Origin of the sequence: Polluticoccus soli (assembly GCF_029269745.1) — a bacterium.
Lineage (GTDB): Bacteria > Bacteroidota > Bacteroidia > Chitinophagales > Chitinophagaceae > Polluticoccus > Polluticoccus soli.
Window position 1 is genome coordinate 268175 of record NZ_JARJHT010000003.1, and the last position, 23014, is coordinate 291188.

Below are 23014 nucleotides of genomic sequence, written 5' to 3' on the forward strand. Positions count from 1 at the left end.
AATCAAAAACGCCACCCCGAAGGATGGCGCCTGAAAGTATTATAGCAAGAGTATTAATTCACGTGTTCGAGTATCATGATGTTCGGTTCACCAACAACACCGCTTTTCTCCAATACCTGACGCAGGTTAGCAATAAAAGCCTTAGCCGACTCAGTATCGCCCATTTCGCATACTACTGTCACTTTGTTAGGATTATCTGTATCCCTGAACAGATTCTTCAGCGTTACGCCAGCCCTAGCACGTACCTCCGCGCCAGCTTCAAAACCTATTTTCCATGCATTGAAATCTTTTACTTCGTGGGTGTTGATGATCGTTACCATAATAGTTTGATTGTTTTATAAAGCAAAACTACAGGCCGGTTTTTCGGTGGGCATTGACATTTGTTAAGAAATGTTTTTGAACCTCAGATTAAGCTGATTTGACTGATTAGGCTGAATGTCTGAACCGGAATTTTTAGAATTAACGAATTACTGGAATTCGAAGACCGGCATGAGCGAAATAGGCGTTAAAAAATTCATTGAGCGCAGTGGCCGCAGTGAAAGGTCTCATAGAGAATCAAAGATGATTTCAACATTGCTAAATAGAGATCATCCGCAACATAGTAAGCTATTTCACTGCAACGGAGCGAAATGAATTTTTAGCCGGTTTCGCTAAGCCTTGATTTTTTCTTTGCTACTTTCTTTTGCATCAAGGCAAAAGAAAGTAGAAGACAACACATTACCCAAACCTCGAACTAGTAGCAGAAACCTCCACCCTCCTCGACCTCGCCACGCGAATAGTTTCATAGATCACCAGAACCAGCAGTATGGCAAAAAGAATAGCCGACGACCCCATAGTACCAAACCCAAGCCCGCCCTTTTCCGGGCCTTTAGTGAGCACATCGCCAAAGGTGGCACCAAACGGACGCGTCAATACAAACGCTATCCAGAACAAAGCCACATGCGATATAGAAGTGAAATAGTACAGCAGCACGATGATCACCAGCAGGCTGCCTATCAGTAAAGCGCCGCCCATAAAACCAAGCCCTGAATCATCGGCCAGGAAATCTCCCAGGGCAGTACCTAAAGTGTTAGACACCAGTATGGCTGCCCAGTAAAACAATTCAACTTTAAGCGACCGTATATTGGTAACCGACAATGATTTTTGCGTGATGCGCCATATGGCCAGTATGATAACGAGCAGGGTAACCAGCAGTGCTGAACCCTTGGCATATCCCAGCCCCAGGGTGCGGTCCATATAGTCGGACATGGTGGTACCGGCCGTACTGGTAGACAAGATGACCAGCCAGTAAATAGGTGGTATATAACGCTTTGCCACCAGCTGCGCCACCAGCGTAACGAAAAAAGCACCCAGCAATATCATGGAGCTGACCGCATAACCCACGTTCATGGTCATGGAAAGCAAGTCGCCGGCAGTTTCGCCAAGCGTTGTGGCGCAGATCTTCATCACCCAAAACAAGAAGGTTATCTCCGGTACTTTCTTCAAGTGCTCGCTGGCTGTAGCAGACATATGTTGTTAGTTATACCGCAGCTATGTAAAAATGATACCAATAGGGATCGTCTGAACCGCTGATTTGATTGATTGAAATGATTGCGCTGATGTCTGAACCTCTGATTAGTCAAGATTAGACTGATTAGAACTGTTTCCGTCAAAAAGACGATAAGCGTAACAGCGCGTGGCCATCTTCTTGTCCTGCGGAGTCCCGCCGGCGGCGGGAGACAAGAAGTGCCCTTTTATTCATTGCATGTTTGTCTTTTCAAAGGCATTCATGAGCGCTGCGCTAGTTCTTTTGTTTCTTTTCTTTTGGGCAAGCAAAAGAAAAGAAAGAGACGAGGAACGATAGAATGAAGAACAAAACCTCAAGAGCACTATAGGAATTCTTAACCTGAATATGGCAGGAGAAAACCCACCTGCTCATCCGTTGCCGATCCCTAAATCGCATTCGACCAAATATGTACCACCGTAACCAGAAGCAACATATACAAGCAATTGACCAATACATTATCTTTACATCATATCTTTCACCTTTATAATCTATGCAAACAATGATTAGAACATTACTTGCTATTTGTCTTATTCTCCAGGTTCCTGCGACCTATGCGCAGCAGTTCAGGTTAAAAAAGCTGGTGCGGTCTACCATGTACAACGAAACCGGTATGACCGAAGATTACACCATGAACTACTATTATTCCAGCGATAAACCGGGGCCGTTTACTGCGAAGTGGGCAGGTATTGGCCACAACCCCTTTCCGTTCAATCTTTCCGGCACCCTGCTATACGATAGTGCGATACAAACGAATAAAAATATGAGCGCGTCGCCCATCGCGGAGTATATATACCAAACCATAAATGCTCAAAACCAGATAACCAAACGGGAGACATATGACAAAGCCGACGCCACTACGCCGTTGACACTGTTTATTAGCCAAATATTTACCTTCAGCGGCACGTCATTGATATCGCAAACTAACAACGACGACCTCTATACGTACGTATACAAAAATGGCAAGCTCGATACCTCTTACTATTATCCCCTGGGTGCATCGACGCCATTATATTTTAATGTATACAGCTACAACACCAACGGCGATATAACGTCGACAAAAAGTTATAACAGCGCGGGAGTGTCTGACCTTCAGCGCTACTATACCGGGCCAAATGTGACAGACGCCGTAACGCTCTATACCACTTATAGCACGTCAGTAACAGACACTACCTTCCGTAGCATCTATACCTACAACGCACAAAACGAGGTGGTGACCTCGGAGAACTGGAATTGCGCAACGCCGGGTACAGACCTTATTCTGAGAAACCAGAATTTCAACACATACGATGCTAACAACAATATCCTGGAAAGCCTTCTCAAAACCGAACGCAACGGGCTTCCCGGCCTTGACACAACACGCAATAGCACGTACACCTACAATACCTGGGGGCAGCTCACTAAGGTGGAGACCCTGAACTGGGACGGCACCCAGTTCAAACCGATGTCTGACACCAGCGATGCCAGCTCATCGCAAAAGATTGAGATGGAGTATGAACTGTACTGGCCTGCAAGCGTACACGAACTAAACAACGATGCACAGGTAAAACTTTATCCATCACCCGCATCAGATTTCATACGCGTAGAAACAGAATGGAAACAGGCTACGCCGTTTACCGCAGCTATACTCGACATGCAAGGCCGTGTAATACGCCAGTGGGACGAACCTGCAACCAAAGTCTATACACGCAGCATACCGCTTACAGAATTACCATCGGGCATGTATATGATCAAACTGCATTGTGGAGAAGAACAATTCTCTAAACAGTTCTCTGTCTACAAATAATATTGGGAGGAATAAGTAAAAACTAACCAACGGGCGGATTCTTCCGCCCGTTGGTGTTTTTCTCTGAACTTCAGATTAAACTGATTTCCGAAACCAGCATGAGAGCATTAAGAACTTCCTCATTGCTCGAGTCGCTAAGTTGCCGTTCGCCTTTTCTTGCTAACTTTAAGTACAAACCACCGCACTATGGCAAAGACCTTTACCCTCTTGTTCCTTGTGCTTATTGTAGCGCTCACCTCATTCGCACAGAGGATGCGGTTTAACGATACCACAAACGTATGGACCGAATGCGACTGGAAAAATACGGTACACGGCGGCGCTTACGCGGATTACAGCATTTCGGATGACACAGTATGGAATGGTTACAAGTACTACTTTCATTACAGGTACAGCGCATGGATAAGAGAAGACACTGCCAACAGGATATTGTACTACAGGTTTCAAACCGATACCGCAGATAAAGTCTTCGTCGATTTCAATATGGCGGTGGGCGATTCATTATTTTTTTTACACCCAGTGCATTCGATGAAGCTTTTGCAGGTCGACTCCGTACCTATCAACGGCAGCTTTCACCGGGTATTGAAGTTTGACAGGTTCCCTATAATGGAAGGGGTCGGCCCGCAGCAGCTTGGCATTGGACCTGATGCGCCATTTTATCCCATTTGCTGTTTCGAGAACAATGGACAACGACCAACTTTTCCCTACCCACAGGTATGGTTCGATAATGTGACGAGCTGCGTGACCAGCATCAAAGAAATCAACGAAATAAAACGATCCGTCGTTGCACCCAACCCCATTACCGCCAACAGCCGCATCATACTGCCGCGTGCAATACCCGGTGGCCAACTCGTTATCACCAACACCACAGGCCAAACTATCAGTTCGTTGCAGATCGGGAATGAAACAAGCTTACCGCTTCCACAGCTATTACCGGCGGGCGTTTATTTCTACCGTATTACAAATGCAACTAAAGAAGAAAGCTATCCAGGCAAGTTTATTGTAGAATAAAAAACGACTCTGAACCGTTGATTAGAATGATTGGGCTGATGTCTGAACCTCAGATTAGTCGAGATTGGACTGACTAGGGCCGTTTTCTGATTCCGAAAAAAACGGCATGAGCGAATTAGGCGTTAAAAAAATTCGTTGAGCGCAGTGGCCGCAGTGAAAGGTCTCATAGCGAACAACGGTTGATTTCAACATTGCCTAATAGTAGCGCTCAGCAACATAGTAAGCTATTTCACTGCAACGAAGCGAAATGGATTTTTAGCCGGTTTCGCTAAGCCTTGAACTTTTATTCATAGTCATGTCTGTCTTTCATTGGCATTCATGAGCGCTTCGCTGAGTTCTTTGCTTCTTTCTTTTGGTTCAAGCCAAAAGAAAGAAGAAGCAACATCAGCACCCTGATGCCCACCGTGTGGCTAGATTGCTTCGGACATATTTGCGGTCGCAAATACTCTCTCGCAATGACGTGACGTGGAAGAAATCAAAAAAAAGAACAAATTCTTAGAAAGGCTCAATAGAAGTCGATGACATAGGAATAAATACCACCAATGGATTTGTCTTTTTCGTCCTCCAAAAACACAAATTCTTCCTTCGTAATAAAACCTGACGAATAGATCACTTTATATGTTTGAGTAAACTCCTTCTGAGTTTTGCCACTCTTCACATTCGTAGAATATCCATTTTGCTCTAAAGTAGCTGACTGAACATCACCGCGATTATTATTCATCCTCTCCAGCATTGCCGATATTGAATCAGGCGGGGTATCTGCTAAACATTGTGAGCTAAACAGAGACTTTGTCGAATCAAATTTTTTCTCTTTCAGATAACTATAAAACTTGCTCGTAACCTTAGTCGCATCGGGCGTCAATTCCTCTACTCTGTTGCTGCAAGAAGTCATCACCCCAATCAAAATCGCACTAATAAAAACATATAGTTTCATAGCCTCAATATACGCTCGAAGGTTGTCAAAACAAAAACGCCACCCAACAGGATGGCGTTCTATTAAACCTTTATTTCAAACCGCTTCGGCGGCGGCATGTCCCAGTCTATTTTGCGCTTCACCAGCCACAGTTCTTTTATCTCGCTCTTCTTCATGGTAAACTGAGGATAGAACTCTTCGTTGTCAGATATCATCACGAACGTCTCGTTATCGTCCTTGCGGAAGAGACGTTTCACCATGATACGATCGTGCGTTACCACTACGTGTATGTAAAACTGCGCAGTAGTATTCCAGTAATCCTGGTCCACACGCTCGGCTACTACATGGAAATGTTCCTTCAGCGTAGGCTCCATACTATCGCCACTCACCTCGAACACACGGTAGCGTTCGCCCTTGTAGGGCATGTTAGGTATGCGCATATGCTCCAGCTCGCCTACGAAAACGGGATCTTCGTAGTGCTTGCTATAGCCGGCCTGCGCCATAATAGGCACCACGCTCAGGCCCTCTTCTTCGCGAATATCGCCAAGGGCTTTGCGCATGCGTATATCCTCCCCTGTCATGCGGCTGTTGGCCAGCGCGCCTGCAGCGGGGTTGTTGTATAAACCACCAAACAACTGCTCTACACTCAAACCGAGCGCGCGTGCAGTCTTTTCTTTCAGGTCTTCGTCCAGCCGCGACTTGCGGAAGTTGTAATAGAGCGTCGACCTCGGCACGCCGAGATATTCGGCCAGGCCGTGCACACCCAGCTTACTGAGCTTGGCTGCATTCTGAAGGGCTTCACCCTCATGTATTTGCATCATCATAGTAACGGATTAGATTAAAAAATATTCAATTTCCTTTTGGACATTTGTACAATTTCTGTACATTTGTACAACATTCAAGACAATGATGCTGCATTGTTGCACAAATGTATAATAACTATTAGAAACAACCAACACATGAAAACAGAATTTTTTTCGGCACCCGAGAAACGGACCCTCAAGCAAAAGCTCGCGCAGTACGGTGCCATCAAAGAATGCGCAGAGCAAACCGGTATCCACCGCACCACCATCGCCCGCATCCTGAAAACCGGCGAAGCCACCCAGGCAATAATAGAAAAGATGAGAGAGTATCTGAGAGGAGAGAGTAAGGTGTTTGTGGAGGAGTGAGGGCTGAACCTCAGATTATTCGTGATTTGACTGATTAGGCTGATTGGATAAAGTTCTTTGAAAGATTGTCTGAACCGCTGATTAGAATGATTGAAATGATTTCGATGATTTCAGGATCGGCATAAGCGAGGAGAGCGTTAAGAAAAATGCTGGAACGCAGCGGCCGCATTGAAAGGTTGAGTAGCGCGCGAAAGAGGAGATCAACATTGCCTGGCACTTACCACAACTGGAGATAGTAAGCTATTTCAATGCAGCGGAGAGCAGGCATTTTTTAGCTCGAGTCGCTAAGCCTTGAATTTTCTTTTGCTTCTTTTCTTTGGTTCAAGCCAAAGAAAAGAAGAAGCGACATCAGTGCCTTGATGCCCGACGCGTGGCTAGATTATTTCGTTCACGATGATTTTTCAAAGGCCTCAATGAGATTGTTGCTTCGGCCGTATTTGTGTTACCTCGAGTCACAATTATTTTTTAATTGTCTCGGTGAGAAAGTTCGCAAATACTCTCTCGCAATGACGGAGGGAGAAAAGACAAGACAAAAGAAAGTAGAAGACAACACGAGCAAATAATAAAAACACGTTGATAAATAGGCAAAGACATAAACCCATCACCATGAAACAAAAAACTATGGGTTAGTAAGCGTAAACCCATCACCATGCAAAACCTAAACGAAAACAAAAAGGGTTAGTCATCATAAAAAACATAAACCCATCACCATGAAACAAGACCCCTAAATCCCCTGAAGGGGACTTGAAAAAGTTCCCTCTTTAGACCGGCAATTGATCAGTCATCAATTCCGGTCGGGGGCGGAGGGGCACACAAACAAAAACCACAAAAACAAAAATCACAATCATATGGAACAACAAAAATTTTATGAACACGTAAGCAAGTGGATCAAAAGTTACCACAACGCCGACGCACTCGAATGGCTGCGCAAATTCATTAACGCCAGCCAGCAACCCGTGCATATAAAAGAAAAGCTGCATCGCGAGATAGACATCAAGATGGCAGCGCTGAAAAACACACCGTGCTTTGCCAACGTAAACGGCGACATGTACCTGGTAGACTACGAAGGACATCCACGCGTATACACCACCCGCTTCAGCGCCATCTGCAAAGTAGCCGAACTGAAAGTGCGTGGCTATGCAGCAGAACTAGTGCCCGGCAATGTGTTTTACCGCATCAGGTTAGCAGACCCAGCCCCTATGGAAGAACTGGCCGCCTGCGGATGCTAACCGATGTGTGGCCGTCGCTTCAAACCCTTATCACCTTTCAAGCAATATGAAACAATAACATGAAAACTTTTTGAGCAGACCACGATACTAAACGCTCCATAAAGAGACCTATAGCCCTATCATTTTTTTGAAAACATCACCAGACCCATTATCGCACCGATAGATAAACATTTATTAAGCAGATAAAAACATCATCATGAACAAGCAATTAATAGTAACCGCCACACCATCGCCCGACGAAACATTTGCCCGCGCCATGAGCATCAGTGCAGACAGAGAAGCACAGATAGACGAACTGATGGATAAATACCACGGCGAGACGGACACCTACCCCGACGCCCTCGCCGCGATATCAAGCGAACTCCATACCGCCAACGAGCTCGCCTACGTCTCGTTCCACCTCGGCGCCTTCGCCGAAAGCCAAAGAACCAAACACGAACTACTGAACAAGCTGCTGGGAGAATAGAACTACCCCGTATCCCCCCGCCTGCCGCAATGATTTCTTTATTTGACAGGCTGAAGGGGGAACTCATTATAACACGCCCCCTTTCAGGGATAGGGGTTTAAAAAAGCAGATAAGCACGCAAACGTCCAGCCTATGATGGCGCCTTTGTTGAGCGATAGCGAAACAACCAGCGCCATGACGACGATAAGCGAACTGCGAAACAGCGCGTGGCTATCTTCTTGTCCCGCGGAGCGATTGGACAAGAAGTGTCTTTTTCTTTTGTTTCTTTTCTTTTGGACAAGCAAAAGAAAAGAAAGAGACGAGGAGAGAAACGCAGTAGAAACAGTTGTGATGTCGAGTAGACTTTCTTTTGCATCAAGGCAAAAGAAAGTAGGAGACGACATGAGCAAGCAGCAAGGACGAATAAAGAAAAACCTCCATGGTATGGTCCTTGCAAGCACCCGACCGAAACACCCAGGACGAAACGATGAACCACAGACAACAAATTAAAAGCCCCATCACCATGACAACAACCGACAACAAGATCATCACCTCCATCATAACCAACGGCGACATCAGCCGCCTCACCCCACAGCAGAAAGTAGAATATTATAAACAATTCTGCGAGAAGCTGGGATTAGACCCCATGCTGCAACCATTCAGGATACTACGCCTCAACGGCCGCGAAATGCTGTACTGCGACCGCACCGGCACACAGCAGCTAAATAAACTATACAAAGTCAGCCACGAGATAAAAGCAAGAGAAGTGACCGGCACCTGCTACGTAGTGACCGCCCAGGCATCCACACCCGACGGACGCACCACCGAAAGCATCGGTGCAGTGTCTATAGGCAATATGAAAGGCGAGAACCTGTGCAACGCGATGATGAAAGCCGAGACCAAAGCAAAACGCCGCGCCACACTCGACCTTCTCGGCCTCGGCATGCTCGACGAATCAGAGATCCCCGCAGGACCATACAAAGGCAACATCGAACTCACCAGCATCTATGCAAATCATCCCCTCTTCGAAGGGGGCGTAGGGGGATGTCCACTCGCGACGGGCATAGATGAAATGCGCGAGAACGATGCTGACGACAACGGCATACCCACCTCCCTCTTCCTCACATTAAACGGATTAAAGAAAGAAGTAGACCGCTGCACCACAGAGCAAGAACTAGTCACCCTCTACAACGACAACAAAACCCGCATAGACAAAGAACCCAAGCTGAAACAGTTGTTTACCGAAAGGAAGAATGAGTTGAGGAAGTGTGTGGCTGCGTAGAAACTACCCCCTATCCCCCTGAAGGGGGAACTCATTCCGTAACAATTCCGCCAATGGCGGAAATAAGCCAAAAAGGTTTCCCCCTTCAGGGGATAGGGGGTAAATAAAGACGATAAGAGATATGCAGCCGAAAACATGATGGCGCCTTTGTTGAGCGCAGCGAAATTGTCTGAACGTCAGATTGACTGATTCCGCTGATTCCTGAAACCCTGGCATGAGCGACGAAAGCGTTAAGAAAAATGTCCGGAACGGAGCGGCCGCATTGAAAGTCACAGTAGAGTGGAAAGACGAGATCAACATTGCCCGGCACCTACCACACAAGACGATAGTAAGCTATTTCAATGCAGCGCAGTGCAGGCATTTTTTAGCTTGAGTCGCTAAGCCTTGAACTTTTCTTTGCTTCTTTCTTTTGGTTCAAGCCAAAAGAAAGAAGAAGACGATACGAGCAGGAAAACACATAACCCCTATCAAAATGAAAAAACAATCCACCTGGTTCTCCCACGACAGCAACGCCAGCCTCGACCCGAAGATCATAGCCCTCACCGCCACCCACGGCATAGCAGGCTACGGCAGGTGGTGGAGGCTCGTAGAAATACTGCGCGCCGAAGAACGATACAGGTACAACATCACCACCCCATTTGCCTACAGCGTCCTCGCCAAAGAACTAATGTGCAGCACCGAAGAAGCAAAGCAATTCGTACAAGACTGTATACAACAATACCAACTCCTCCAAACCGACGAAGAACACATTTGGTCAACCAGCCTGTGTGGCAGGATGGAGCATATGGACACGCAAAAAGCCAACTATAGCAAGGCCGGGAAGCAAAGTGCACAAGTGAGGAAAGAGAAGCAAGCAGCGTCGTTGCAACAATCCTCCAACGACGTTGAAACAGCGTTGCAACATTCCTCAACAAAAGAAATAAAACAAAACGAAACAAAACAAAACGAAACTACAACTACGTCGGAAGGCGAAGGCGAGGTGGAAGAAACTGTGAAGGAAGAGCAGAAACCCGAAGCAGACTGGCAAGCCCTCAAACAACAAGCCCTTCAAGACACCGGCTTCACCTACGCCATCATCAGCACCGGCAAGCTCAACGAAGTGCAGCTAGACCAATGGCTCACCGCCTTCAACCGCATCCTCACCATACGCAGCGAGCCAGCCAAAAGCCTGCAAGACTATCGCAACCACTTCCTCCACTGGTTCAAGTTCCGCGACCCGCAGAAAGAAGACCCGCAAACCTTCCTCGTCCCCGAAGCCAGGAACAAAGCCCCCACCATCATCAACACCCAAACCTTCCTCAAAACCCCGCAGCAGATAGAAGAAGAACGCGCACAACAAGAGCAATGGAAGAACCGTATAGCGAGGTAACCCCCTATCCCGCTAAAGGGGGAACGCACTATAACATACTCCCCTATCGGGGATAGAAGTGAAAAAAACCGGCATGAGCGAATTAGGCGTTAAGAAAATTCATTGAGCGCAGTGGCCGCAGTGAAAAGTCTCGCAGACAACAGGAAGCTGATTTCAACATTGTCAAATAGAAATCGACTGCAACATAGTAAGCTATTTCACTGCAACGGAGCGAAATGAATTTTTAGCCGGTTTCGCTAAGCCTTGAATTTTTCTTGCTTCTTCTTTTGTTTCAAGACAAAAGAAGAAGGGATGACTAAAGCGATGAAGACGAAAACAGAACAAAAAGCCCAACACCATGCAAACAGCCAGAACAATCCCACTAAACACTGACATGGTCCCCCCTTTAGGGGGCGGAGGGGGTTATAGGCAACACCTCGACTACGACGAACCCCTCGAAAGCGCAGTGTTAGGAGTATGCCTCATAGAACCCCAATCCTTCGGAACCATCTACACACTCCTCACGCAGGAATGCTTCTACACGCAAGCCAACGCACAAGTCTACGCAGCCATGAACACCCTCTGGGAGAAAGGCGCACCCGTCGATCTGCTAACACTCAGCAGAGAACTCTACGACAACAACATAACAGAAATACGCGGCTACCCCACCGCATACTATCTCACATCACTAACGAAGGACATCGTCAACTCAGCCCACCTCCAGCACTGGTGCCTCATGTTAAGAGAACTTGCAGCAAGACGCATGATGATCAGCCTCACCTCCACCCGCTTCTCCGGAGATGATGTCATCACCCATGCCGAACACATACAACAGCAAATAAAACAAGCCCTCGACATACGCGCTACCGACGACTGGCTCGATGCCTCCGCCGCAGCCCTCGCCCTCACCAAACACATGGACGATGCCCAAAACAAAGACCGCATAGGAGTATCCACCACATTCCACAGCATAGACAAGATAAACGGAGGCTTCCGCCCCGGGCAGCTCGTGGTGATAGGCGCGCGCCCATCAGTAGGCAAAAGCGCACTCATGGGCGCCATAGCCACACAAGCCGCCATGCACGGCACACCAACAGGAGTCATCTCGCTCGAGATGCCCGCCGCCGACCTCTTTGGCCGCATGGTGAGCGCCGACACACACATACCCTTCACCGATATCGACCGCAACCGCATCACTGAAGACGATCAACGAACATACATCTACCAATCCATCACCCGCCCCGCCGGACTGCCCCTCTGGTTCTCCGACACCGCCCAGGTAAACATACACGACATACGCGCCAAAGCCGAAAAACTAAAACGCCGCCACGGCCTCGGCCTCCTCATTATCGACTACCTGCAGCTCATAGAAGAAACCACCACCACAGCCACCCGCAACCGCGAGCAAAACATCTCCGCCATCTCCCGCGGACTAAAAATGCTGGCCATGAACCTCGGCATACCCGTCATTGCCCTCAGCCAGCTGAACCGCGAAAGCGAAGCCCGCGCCCACAAACGCCCATCGATGGCCGACCTCCGCGAATCGGGCGCCATAGAGCAAGACGCCGACATCATCATGCTCCTCCACCGCGACTGGCGCTGCGGCATCACCACCGACGCCCACGGCCACAGCACCGAGCACCAGGCCGACCTCCTCATCCCCAAATGGCGCAATGGCACCCCCCTCGACCTCAAACTCCACTTCCACCCCCACACCATGCGGTTTGAAGAGAGGACGTAAATAACAAGTCCCCCTCCTCTCTTTGAGGAGGGGCCGAGGGGTGGTTGCTGAAGCACGCGGGAGTGTTGAAGAAAGAATAGCAGCCTTATGTACCAGGCGGCCGGATGCCTATAAAGCCACAGTGGCGTTGGCACCGTTGAAAGGGAGGATGGCTATTGAAGCATTCATGTCCTCAACATTTTTCCAATTTTTGAACTATATTCTTATCCTTAGTTTCGTACATTTATTATTTTTACCATCCATTTTGATTATTAGTTATTTACCAGTACGAACTAATTACCTAAACCAGTTATCAGCACATGCAAGAAATCAAACAATCGTCTCTTAGGGACGCATTACTTGCGTCCATAGGCGACTTTCTGTGGGAGGAAGGCTTCAAAAAAGACGACATAACGAAACGTGGGATTCTAGAAGTAATTAACCTCATTTCAGATTATCACGAAGAAGGAACAGCTTTGTATCCAGAAGTGCTGGTGACAAACAATTTGGACTTTTTCGAAACTATTCCGAACAAGGATGTTGTCATCCAAGAGGGTGCCCTAACAATCGAGGAGTTTCGAAGTGCTGTCAAACTATGTGCGCCGTTAGCAATAAACAGTTGGATTATATTTATAGAAGTAAAGGGCAACAGGATAAAATATGGCATCACCAGCGCCGAAATGACAGAAACAAGTCCCTCCATATATCATCAGACAGTAGGTGAATTAAGAGTCGAATACAAAGACACCACAATAGCGTATATCCGAAATATTGGACAGAAGACAGTCGAATTGGCAGGGCTAAAAAACAGGCTTGTCGTTTCGTTGACATTGGACGAACCAAAGCCTTTGACTATGAACGAAATATCGGAATTATGTCAGAGTATCGCTGCTGGTTGCGAACAGAAACTTCGGGTAAATGTTAAAACTTTTTTCGAAAAATTAATCGATGAAACCCTAAAAATTGGTCACGGGAATCTTATAGGTATTGTTGAAGACGATGACAAAAAAATAGACAACCTTAAGGCAGAAATAAAAGGCAATGGTGGAATCTATTTGGCAAAGCCCATAGACTTCCAGTCGCTTATAGAGGATTCGGAGATCAACAAAAATAGTGAGTCGTCTATCAATTTAAAGGCATTTGCTTCGGTAATAAAGTCGATGTTAAACCATGATGGGATAACCATAATAAGCACAAAAGCTCGCCTTATAGGCTATCACATTTTGATCGATAGCTACGTTAATAAAGGCGACGTACTGGTGGGTGGTGCGCGATCAAAGGCCTTTGTATCAATGCAGAATTGTGGCCATTTCAAATTCTGTTTTTATAAATCCCAAGATGGCAATATCAAAATTTGGAAAAAACCATGAGTGACATTCAGATATGGCAAGGACCAAACGGAATAACACTACCTGCTTCTGCTAAAGAAGCAAAAGACGTAGTACCATTTGCGAATTATCTAAACGAAAGGCAAAAGGCACAAATAATATCCGCATTTCAAATAGAGGCATATGATATGGCGGCTGAATATGCCTGGAAGAAGGCAATGGTTAAGCTGAAAGAAACCATTGGAACTTTAGGGATGCAATTTGTCGGTGAAATGCTAAACAGAACTGACATAGATGAAACAACGCCAATTGACTTTGCAATTACTGACTATAGTGCTATTGTTTTAGCAGAGCAACTCGGTGTCATAGGGAACACAGCGGCGTTAAGATTGAGACATGCGAACGAACTAATCACTCACTATTTTTCAAAAAATGCAGAGGAAACACTCGATTATGCAACCGCCTTTTCAATCGTAAAGTCAAGTGTTCAATACATTTTAGGAGAGCAGGATATTTCAATTGCTTTAGAATTTTCTCAGTTCAGGCAACGCCTGCTGAACGAAACATTAAAAATTGACGATCCTCAAGTTGAACAAATCATAAGTGCTCCACTATTTTACCTCAGAACCGCAATAACTATCTTACTCGCTTCCATAAGAAATGACATTGGCGCAAAACTTGAACATGCTCTTGGCAACTTAAATTTAGTCATCTCACACATTTGGAACAAGATTGGAGAAACGGACAAGTGGAACATAGGCACTGCCTATCGAGATGTAACAGCCGCAGGCAATACAATTGCAGCTTCTGGTTTAAAGGCGGCTCTATTAAAAGTCAGTGGATTCGACTATGTTCCTGAAAATCTCAGATCTGTTACATTTATCAAAACCGCCAAGCAAGTGCTCGATACACACTTCGCATTTAACAACTTCTATAACGAGCCGCCAGTTGTCAGAAGACTTGCCAGCCTTGGAAGTTCCATACCCGCGCCCGCGTTGATTGATACAATACAAGCATATTTAGCCGTCTATCTTGGAAATTCTTATGGTGTCTCTAGGGACGCAGCTCCAATAGCAAGAACTGAGCTGTCAAAAATCACCAGGGAAAGATGGTACTATTATTTCGAAAAAGTCATTCATAACGATGACGTCGTTCTTTTGAAGTTGGGAATGAATCAGGTGGCAAGATTTGCCGAACTTCTGAATACAAATAATCTTACTGATTTTGAAGAATTACCTCGAAAAAATCAACAATTGTATGACGCTATAAAAGCGAACAATTATCGGAGAGCTACACAACTAGGAATGGAACTTTTTGACAACATAAAGCGAGCTAGAAACTGAGACTGAACATGAAAGAGATTTATGACTTTCCCGGAGAGGTTCTTACGGTACTCGATTCTTGGCAAAACAAAAAAGGCGATCTATTCAAAAGAGATAAAGCTTCTGAAGATCACCTCGTAAGATTTGTACATAGTAAAGAAAATTCGCCGTTCTTTTTTACACTTAAGAACTTTCGAATTACTAATGGTGATGTCCATTTTTTTATAACACATTCACCTAGCTCAAAATTAGATACTGGAATTGCCCAGACATGGGTGAGCCACAAAAATGCTGAGGGTATATTGGGGGCTTGGGTAAGTTTTCTTGCACCATATAGTCAATATCGAAATCCACATCGAGAGGATGACCCTTTGCTTAAGCAATATCAAGAAAATATCTATAACGACTTCGAATTTATAAACGACGAAGACGAGTCGTCAGCATTTGATTATCAAACTCAGTATCGGCTAGATTATATTCTTGATCACTTTCATTCGAAGCTCGAGATGCTACCGGAGTCAGAAAAAACTGAAGATGTTTTAGAAATTCAAAAGGAAATAATAGCACTTAGGGAAAATCAGACCCGACTCCCCAAAAAAGAGGTACGTAAGCAATTTTCAAAAATAATAGCTATGCTGCAAAAACAGGGCGTCAAAATGCTAAGGGAATTTTTCGACGAAGCAAAAAAGACTGTTTATAAACGCATTTTAACTGGCCAAATAGTTGACGACTTTAATGGACTACTGAACAAAGTAAACGATGCTTTGTAGATACCCCGACTGGCGCGAGTGTTCCACCGGATCACTCGTGCACTGTCGGAATACTCACCAAATATCAAAATTCCTTCAGCGCTTTCATTAACTTCGTGCGAATAGCTGGATCTTGCATTTTGAGAGCATTCTCTTTAGCATGGCTTAGCAATCCTTTGAAATGTGCAGGCTTGAACGTAGTAGCCATTTCTTCATAATTCGAACCTTTACTGTATTCTCTCCATACAATTCGGAATACATTTTTAACTTCATTCCAATCCAACTCCAAGCGCTTATGTCGATAGGTGTTTGAAGGAGACATCAACCACTGTCCTTTCTCATTCCTTATCGCCTGTTTAGATTTTGTATCGCGTGCAATGGTGATAAATTCATTACTCATACCCCTAATGTAAACAAAAAAACAAAATACAACCAGCTGGCCGCAGTGTTCTCTCACTGGCCCTAGCTGGCGCGAGTGTTCCACCGGATCACTCGTGCCTTCCCAAATCACCCGGTCTCAGACCGGCATTCAGCGCTACCAGGCTTTAACCGTCTATCAGGCAGCTCAAAGCAATTCAACACCAGCATTTCAAATTCCGGTCACAGACCGGCAGATTAAATAGACACAGGTCGCCCTGCGGAAGACCTGCGCCAGCATGGTGTTACTGCGTAACCAATGTCAGTGCTTTTTGAAACTTGATAGCGTTCTTTTCCTTTACCTTATCGAAGGTAACGTATTCACCTCCCACATCAACACGAGCACCCACCACCTTGTGCTCCAGGAATTTTTGCTTTTGCTCGTCGGTTATTTTATACAAATAATCTCCATACCAAAATGAAGCAGATGGAGCATAATCGTAGTTTGCTACTCCTCCGCGGACACAAATCACAGGTACTGATTCATCATTATCAAGAAGCAAATACACCTCATCTCCTTCATCTACTCTAAACGCCTGATGCAATGTCACACGAAACTCGACATACAGCCTATCGTCTAACATCTTACATCGAAACCTTAACGCATTTTTGAAAGGCATCGCCAAAGCTTCCCAAGTAGTTTCCTTGACTTTTACTTTTAGATATTTGTCAGTTTCGTTACGAGCTATTTCTTGGCCAGCAACACTTCCCGAAATAAATACAAAAGCAATTAGAAGTAGTAATCTCATAGTGTGCTTATTTCCAACAAAATACTAAAGGTATCTATAACAAAAAAACAAACTCACTTGTTCCCCCGCTGGCGCAAGCGTGTAGCGCAGCCATGAGCAACAGCACGCTTGTGCCTGTGTTATTACACTAGCCTACGCTACAGTCACAAGCACGCCGCCCACTAACCTAATCTGCATGCTTGCGCCAGCTACATATCTCTCCGGCATCAGCTCCCGCTTAACAGCCTCTGCCGCCCCTCCCACTACGAAGCTGGCGCGGGAATTATGTTAGTATTCCAAACCGCTACGATGAAAAAACCGGCAGTGCTTTTTCTGCTTGCAGTGCTTTCTGCCAGGGTGGCTTTTTCGCAGGAGTTTAGTTTCAACATCTTGCCGACAGCCATCAACCCGGCCTTTACCGGCTTGTTCGACGGCAGAGTTCGCGCAACAGCGCTGCTCAAACGGCAATGGTCGGCAGCAAGGCCATCGTTCATGGCATATGGCGCATCTGCCGACGGGAGAATTGACCCGAAAAAAAGCGGCTATTTTGCGCTCGGCCTTGCGGCCCTCGACGGCCGGGCTGCTGACAACAGCTTTAGAAATTCTTCAGGCTTCGCATCGGTGGCCTACCACAAACTGATGGGAAGCACGGCTGCAAAAGCCGGTGTCGGAAGAAGTGACCTTGCCGCCGGTGTACAGCTGGGGTACATTCAGCGCAATATCACCATCCCCCAATTCCGCGAAAGCTTTCTGCCGAATGTCCATCAGATAGGTGCAGGTGCACAGTACCTGGTGCTGAATGTTGGTTTGTCATTCTCACATTTGCCCGCAAAGAATTTTGCCTACACCATAGGCCTTTCGGGAAACAACCTGAACCTGTTTGACGATGGCACCGTGAATGTGCAACACCCGTTGCTGAAGATCACACCCAGCTATACGGGCCTGCTGGCCGCCAACTGGAAACTCACCAACAGGTTTGCCATACGCCCCGCCGCTTTGCACCTGATCGGCACCAGCTTTTACGTGGTGGGCAATGAGTTCAGGTACAACACAAGCAAAGCCGATGCCCTTAAAACCGTATTTGCGACCTTCTGGTATCGTTCCACCCATATCATTTCGGCCAACGCGGGTTATGAGTTCAAATACTACAGGATAAGCGCCGGGGTTGATCACTACCTTTCAGCCCATCATCCCGAGGGCAGTGGCGGGTTTCAGCTCGTAGCAAGGTATATCATGCCCAGGCAAAAAAAACCGGCAGAGGCGACCACAGCTCAGTGAGGTCTCTGACTTCGACGCGTGACACTCGCGCAAGTGTTGCACCGGCTTTTCTATCCTATCTTTACACCGTCATGGGCACAAAAAAGCACCTATCAATCCGAAAATCCCGCATCAAGCTACAGCCATATATAAAAGCTGCCAACAAGGAAGAAACATTCCTTGACCGTATACGCTGCAATTTTCCCTACCGTAATTCGCAGTGGGCAAGGCGGACCATAAGAGAAGGCCTCTCCTTTTCACCCAATGTTTCCTTTGCAGTAACCGACGAACTTTGCCGCCTTCCCGGTTCTTATCAAAGCCGCAAGCCCATCAAGCGCTATGCATGGAAATATCTTAATAACATGCCACGCTATTTCAGCCATCCATTGCTAGCACTCATCATTGATACAGGCAACAACCAATACCGCGAAAAAGACTTCTCCGACGAAGAAACTATGAGAAGGATGAAGCTTGTAAGTCCCTATAAACTGCACTACGCGCTCAGCACTGTCTTTTGGACCTGTGCCGATGAGGAAGGAAAGGTAGACGAACTATTGGGTGCCATTTACGCCGAATGGCGCGCCACAGGGCGACTATCGTAAGTTCATAAACGCCCCTACCACTAAACGCCATTGCGAGGAGGCACGACGAAGCAATCTCGCACCAACATTGTGCTAAACTCCCGGCAGATTCTTCGCAATGCTCAGAATGACAGCCTTGTTTGGGCGGGAGACCTGCGCCAGCGTACCAGCACATCAACGAACCTTAGCTCGGCCCATGATGGCGCCTTTGTTGAGCGAAGAAGTCTGAACCGCTGATTATTCGCGGCAAGTTTGATTTAAAAAAGGAGCTCATGAGGGCTGCGCCGTTTGAATGATTAAAATGATTTCGATGATGGCTGAGTATCTGAACCTCAGATTAATCGAGATTAACTGATTAAGCTGTTTTAGGACTGGCATGAGCGACGAAAGCGTTAAGAAAAATGGTGGAACGGAGCGGCCGCATTGAAAGGTGCAGTAGTGAACAAACGAAGAGATCAACATTGCCTGGCACTTACCGCAACAGGCGATAGTAAGCTATTTCAATGCAGCGAAGTGTAGACATTTTTTTAGCTTGAGTCGCTAAGCCTTGAATTTTTCTTTGTTACTTTCTTTTGTTTCAAGACAAAAGAAAGTAAGGATGAAGAGCGATAGTAAGCACAAAACATAATTTGCACAAAACAATAATTTTTCGTATTTTTGCTATAATAAAAAGACCCTAAAAAAATGCTCACCCTATCGCCCACCAAAACAAAAATTTTTCCTTCCGAAAGTTTGATTTTTATATACAAAACTAAACATTCCCCAAAGACCACCATTGATTATCAACCGATTGCAAAACGCGTTTTGGTATAGGTTGTAGCATAAAATAGCCGAGAAATGTATCACCCTGTCACACAATTTCACCAAAACTGCACAACTGCTGCCTTATCTTTAGGGTTCATCTTTACAACACCTTTCATGAAAAGAGCATTACAACTATTGATCCCTATAGTGCTGCAGGCAGGCCTTTGCAATGCACAGGCATTCGACTGGGCAAAACAAATTGGCGGTACAGGCGCCGGCGAGGTAGCTGCTATCACTACCGATGCAAAGGGCAACATACTGGCCGTGGGCAACTTCCAGGGCACGGCAGATATGGATCCCGGCCCCGGCGTGACCAACCTGGTGTCGGCCGGAGACCGTGATGCGTTTATTATAAAACTGGATGCGAATGGTAACCTGCTGTGGGCAAGGCAACTCGGCAGCACCGGCCGCGACCGTGCGCTCAAAGTAAAAACCGACACAGCCGGCAATGTAGTCGTGATCGGTTCATTCATTGGTTCGGTCGATCTGGATCCAGGTCCGGGTTCAAGTATATACATATCGGGCTTGAGTGGTACTATCGAAGACGTGTTTGTACTTAAATTAGATGCAGCTGGCAATACCATCTGGCACGGGATCAGGCAGGTGACCAATAGTGGAAGCCAGGTGCACGACGCCGACCTGAAGCTGGATGCAGCCGGCGACATATACGCGTGTCACTCCTGGGGCGATGCTACTGCAACCGACCGGGTCATTATAGAAAAAGCACCGGGCAACACCGGCTTTACATCGTGGAGCACTATGATAAACGCAGGCAGTTCGAGTGGCGATGCGATGATGAACGCAAACCTGGCGGTGGATACCGGCGGCAACATATTTGTAGCCGGCGAGTTTAGCGGGCAAGCAAAATTCGACCAGGGCGGCTCCACCTATTTACAAGGACAATTTGGCACGGCCTATGTTATGAAGCTGGATAACGGGGGTGGTTTTAAGTGGGTACAACTGTTCGGGTCACCCACTGCCGGCATTTCCAGGGCGTATGATATAACTACTGATGCTGCGGGCGATATCCTGGTAGCAGGCAGGTTTCTCGATGAGATCGATTTCGATCCGGGCCTCGGTGTGCACCTCGAGAACTCAAACTCTATTAGCAAATGCTACATTCTGAAGCTTACAAATGCCGGCAACTTTAGCTGGGTTCGTCACTGGGGCGAGACGGTGGCCATCAACAATGCGTTTGGTATAGCCACAGATGCTGCCGGAGCAGTTTATGCTACAGGCTATTTCAGAGACAGCTGCACGTTTGGCTCGGCACCTAATGCAGTCAGTTTTAAAACAGACATCAACACTAAATACGAAGCCTATGTTACGAAGTTTAACAACAGCGGAAACTTTGAATGGGCGCAGCATATGGGCGGCGGCCTTGGCGACACTGCTATAGGCAATGCGATAACTGTTACCGGCATGGGTGCAGTGTACGCAGCAGGAAGGTTCGTGAGTACGGCCAACTTTAATGTGGGTGGTGCAACGGCATTCAACCTGGCGTCGGCAGGTGCAAGCGATGGCTTTATATATAAAGTAGCAGGCTGCCCTGCGGTGGATAAGAGTGTATTGTCGAATGGTTTTACACTTATGGCCAACGCTACAGGCGCCAGCTATCAATGGATCAATTGCAGCACGAAGGCAGCCATTGCCGGTGCTACGGCTAAAACATTTACTCCCGCAGTAACAGGCAGCTATGCGGTAGTGGTGATGCAAGGTGGCTGTGGCGATACTTCCGCGTGCAGTTCTGTATATGGCTCCGGCATTGCAGGAGTGCAACTCGCAGCGGCAACTATTTATCCTAACCCTACAAGCGGCGCAGTTTCTATAGAGCTGAATAAACAATACAGCAATGTGGAAGTGGTGATCACCTCAGCTATGGGTATGGTGGTATCGAAGACCGCATTCCAAAACACGCAAGCAGTAAGTGCTGACCTCGCCGCTGCCGACGGTGTTTATTTCATAAGCGTGGTGGCTGATGGTACTATTGTAGCGAGAGAGCGTGTGGTGAAGTTGAAGTAGTCGTGTTTATATTATTCGTCCGGGCACTCGTAGGTGCCCGGATTTTTTTTGCCAACACTGGCGCGGGTCTTACTTCACCACACTAAACTGCCTGCTATAAGTTTCTCTGCCGGTATACAGGTGCAGTGTGTATATGCCTGCAGGTATATTGGCCAGCGAGAGTTGCTTGTTATACCGCACCTGTCCCTCTTCCTGCCATTGCAGTAGCTGCCGGCCCGACATATCGTACACGGCTACAGTAAATGGTTGTGCTGCCGTAAAGCTGGCCTGGAGATTTATATAGTCACCGGCCGGCACTGGGTACAATTCAATTCCAGCAACCTGCTTTACCTCGTTTATACCTACAGGAAAGAGATCGTAGTAAAAGCGCTGCGTGATGGAGGTGGTATCGAGCACACCAGCCTGGAAGCGCTGCCTGCTGGTGCACTGGCTGTAGCTGTTATACGTCAGCGAATCGGTGCGCACAATACCAAGGTTGCCGCTTACATCTTTGTAAGACACCGTTATGCTGGTTACGGCGCCAGCTGCATTGTAGCTGTAGTTGTGCCACGAGCTGAGATAATATTTGTTCAGCGTGGCATCCCATGTCAGGGCGCTGTCAAGGTACAACTGTCCCTTTGCGTTGTACAGGTAGCGCGTTATGTACGTGACTTTACCGTTATTGATAAGCGAGTCTGAGAGGATCCTGTTATTTACATCGCGCACCACCCTCTTGCGGTAGGCCTCCACGTTGGCGCTACCGTTCCAGGGTTTATATATCCAGGTACTGTCGTTGCCGGGGCCGTATACAAACCCGGCAACTGTTGGTGGCTTCCACGCCATGCCCGCAGCAGGTTTCCAATAGTCGGTCTGCGATTCCAGTTTGCCGCCCTGGTAGGTGTACACCGACTTCTTCATCGTATCGGTAGTTACCTCGGCCATAAAGGTGGGCTGCATTGCCGAATTATAATCGTAGTAGGTGCTAGTAATAGATCTGATAGCTATCGGGACGGTCGTCCTTACACGCTTCTGCAGCAAACCGTCACCGTTGTAGTAGCACTTATAACCGTAGTAAGCGGTCACCATCCCGGTAGGAGATATCTTGTACACAGTGGTGGTGTCATCGTTGTACACACCGTTGTAAGGGTAGCCGGTAGATTGCAGCGGCAGCGCTACCGCATTTTTGCCAGCTGCAAAACCGAGCACTGCAGAGTCCCTGCCAGCATTTGCCTGTTCAGACCCTGATACCTGGTAGCGCATCAGCGGCACCGACTGCGCCCGCAGGCCACTGGCCGACAATAACAATAAGCCAAAGAGTATAAAGGATCTCATAGGTTTGGTATAGATACAGAACAAGGCAAATGCTGTGCCAAACATGAAGGAT

General features: G+C 46.9%; 22 protein-coding genes. 15 read left to right on the forward strand and 7 right to left on the reverse strand.

Annotation, left to right across the window (positions count from 1 at the left end; all coding sequences use genetic code 11):
• Positions 1–53 precede the first annotated feature (53 nt).
• Both P2W83_RS17415 and P2W83_RS17420 read right to left on the reverse strand, forming a co-directional pair.
• Positions 54–320, reverse strand: a complete 267-nt coding sequence (locus P2W83_RS17415; RefSeq protein WP_276135051.1) for a hypothetical protein — start codon at positions 318–320, stop codon at positions 54–56.
• A gap of 397 nt (positions 321–717) precedes the next feature.
• On the reverse strand, positions 718–1509 hold the full coding sequence (locus tag P2W83_RS17420) for a COG4705 family protein (protein WP_276135052.1): 792 nt from the start codon (positions 1507–1509) through the stop codon (positions 718–720).
• A 536-nt stretch (positions 1510–2045) separates the two neighbouring features.
• Between P2W83_RS17420 and P2W83_RS17425 the strand changes: the two genes are divergently transcribed.
• Both P2W83_RS17425 and P2W83_RS17430 read left to right on the forward strand, forming a co-directional pair.
• Positions 2046–3329 carry a T9SS type A sorting domain-containing protein gene (locus P2W83_RS17425; RefSeq protein WP_276135053.1) on the forward strand — a complete coding sequence of 428 codons (1284 nt, stop codon included), beginning with the start codon at positions 2046–2048 and terminating at the stop codon, positions 3327–3329.
• 186 nt (positions 3330–3515) lie between these two features.
• Positions 3516–4337 (forward strand): T9SS type A sorting domain-containing protein, encoded by an 822-nt coding sequence (locus P2W83_RS17430; RefSeq protein ID WP_276135054.1) that lies wholly within the window; start codon positions 3516–3518, stop codon positions 4335–4337.
• 505 nt (positions 4338–4842) lie between these two features.
• Here P2W83_RS17430 and P2W83_RS17435 read toward each other — a convergent pair.
• Both P2W83_RS17435 and P2W83_RS17440 read right to left on the reverse strand, forming a co-directional pair.
• Positions 4843–5058 (reverse strand): hypothetical protein, encoded by a 216-nt coding sequence (locus P2W83_RS17435; RefSeq protein ID WP_276135055.1) that lies wholly within the window; start codon positions 5056–5058, stop codon positions 4843–4845.
• 275 nt (positions 5059–5333) lie between these two features.
• Entirely contained in the window at positions 5334–6074 is a 741-nt protein-coding gene (locus P2W83_RS17440) for a S24 family peptidase (RefSeq protein WP_276135056.1), read from the reverse strand.
• 135 nt (positions 6075–6209) lie between these two features.
• Here P2W83_RS17440 and P2W83_RS17445 point away from each other — a divergent pair, with 135 nt between their 5' ends.
• The 10 genes from P2W83_RS17445 to P2W83_RS17490 all read left to right on the forward strand — a co-directional run bounded on the left by P2W83_RS17445 (position 6210) and on the right by P2W83_RS17490 (position 15863).
• Positions 6210–6419 carry a hypothetical protein gene (locus P2W83_RS17445; RefSeq protein ID WP_276135057.1) on the forward strand — a complete coding sequence of 70 codons (210 nt, stop codon included), beginning with the start codon at positions 6210–6212 and terminating at the stop codon, positions 6417–6419.
• 848 nt (positions 6420–7267) lie between these two features.
• On the forward strand, positions 7268–7648 hold the full coding sequence (locus P2W83_RS17450; RefSeq protein WP_276135058.1) for a hypothetical protein: 381 nt from the start codon (positions 7268–7270) through the stop codon (positions 7646–7648).
• 196 nt (positions 7649–7844) lie between these two features.
• Entirely contained in the window at positions 7845–8114 is a 270-nt protein-coding gene (locus P2W83_RS17455; RefSeq protein ID WP_276135059.1) for a hypothetical protein, read from the forward strand.
• Positions 8115–8580: 466 nt separating this feature from the next.
• Positions 8581–9375 carry a hypothetical protein gene (locus P2W83_RS17460; RefSeq protein ID WP_276135060.1) on the forward strand — a complete coding sequence of 265 codons (795 nt, stop codon included), beginning with the start codon at positions 8581–8583 and terminating at the stop codon, positions 9373–9375.
• Positions 9376–9589: 214 nt separating this feature from the next.
• A complete protein-coding gene (locus tag P2W83_RS17465; protein WP_276135061.1) occupies positions 9590–9748 on the forward strand; it encodes a hypothetical protein in 159 nt (52 codons plus the stop codon).
• A gap of 99 nt (positions 9749–9847) precedes the next feature.
• Entirely contained in the window at positions 9848–10744 is an 897-nt protein-coding gene (locus P2W83_RS17470; RefSeq protein WP_276135062.1) for a Lin1244/Lin1753 domain-containing protein, read from the forward strand.
• A 373-nt stretch (positions 10745–11117) separates the two neighbouring features.
• Positions 11118–12464, forward strand: a complete 1347-nt coding sequence (locus tag P2W83_RS17475; protein WP_276135295.1) for a replicative DNA helicase — start codon at positions 11118–11120, stop codon at positions 12462–12464.
• A gap of 299 nt (positions 12465–12763) precedes the next feature.
• Positions 12764–13813: a hypothetical protein gene (locus P2W83_RS17480; protein WP_276135063.1), complete on the forward strand. Its 1050-nt coding sequence runs from the start codon at positions 12764–12766 to the stop codon at positions 13811–13813.
• Positions 13810–15114, forward strand: coding sequence for a hypothetical protein (locus P2W83_RS17485; RefSeq protein WP_276135064.1), 1305 nt, complete (start codon positions 13810–13812; stop codon positions 15112–15114). Before P2W83_RS17480 ends, P2W83_RS17485 begins: the two co-directional genes overlap by 4 nt.
• Before the next feature lie 8 nt (positions 15115–15122).
• Positions 15123–15863, forward strand: a complete 741-nt coding sequence (locus tag P2W83_RS17490) for a hypothetical protein (protein ID WP_276135065.1) — start codon at positions 15123–15125, stop codon at positions 15861–15863.
• Positions 15864–15927: 64 nt separating this feature from the next.
• Here P2W83_RS17490 and P2W83_RS17495 read toward each other — a convergent pair whose 3' ends face one another.
• Positions 15928–16242, reverse strand: a complete 315-nt coding sequence (locus tag P2W83_RS17495; RefSeq protein WP_276135066.1) for a hypothetical protein — start codon at positions 16240–16242, stop codon at positions 15928–15930.
• A gap of 262 nt (positions 16243–16504) precedes the next feature.
• Complete coding sequence (locus tag P2W83_RS17500; RefSeq protein WP_276135067.1) at positions 16505–17008, reverse strand: hypothetical protein; 504 nt, start codon at positions 17006–17008, stop codon at positions 16505–16507.
• Positions 17009–17296: 288 nt separating this feature from the next.
• On the opposite strand from P2W83_RS17500, the gene P2W83_RS17505 reads away from it, so the two are divergent.
• The 3 genes from P2W83_RS17505 to P2W83_RS17515 all read left to right on the forward strand — a co-directional run bounded on the left by P2W83_RS17505 (position 17297) and on the right by P2W83_RS17515 (position 21651).
• Entirely contained in the window at positions 17297–18265 is a 969-nt protein-coding gene (locus tag P2W83_RS17505; protein WP_276135068.1) for a type IX secretion system membrane protein PorP/SprF, read from the forward strand.
• A gap of 71 nt (positions 18266–18336) precedes the next feature.
• The gene (locus tag P2W83_RS17510) at positions 18337–18846 is read left to right on the forward strand and encodes a hypothetical protein (protein ID WP_276135069.1); all 510 of its coding nucleotides are present in this window, start codon (positions 18337–18339) and stop codon (positions 18844–18846) included.
• Between the two features lie 897 nt (positions 18847–19743).
• A complete protein-coding gene (locus P2W83_RS17515; RefSeq protein ID WP_276135070.1) occupies positions 19744–21651 on the forward strand; it encodes a T9SS type A sorting domain-containing protein in 1908 nt (635 codons plus the stop codon).
• A gap of 69 nt (positions 21652–21720) precedes the next feature.
• On the opposite strand, the gene P2W83_RS17520 is transcribed toward P2W83_RS17515, so the two are convergent.
• Positions 21721–22962 (reverse strand): T9SS type A sorting domain-containing protein, encoded by a 1242-nt coding sequence (locus P2W83_RS17520; protein ID WP_276135071.1) that lies wholly within the window; start codon positions 22960–22962, stop codon positions 21721–21723.
• Positions 22963–23014 lie beyond the last annotated feature (52 nt).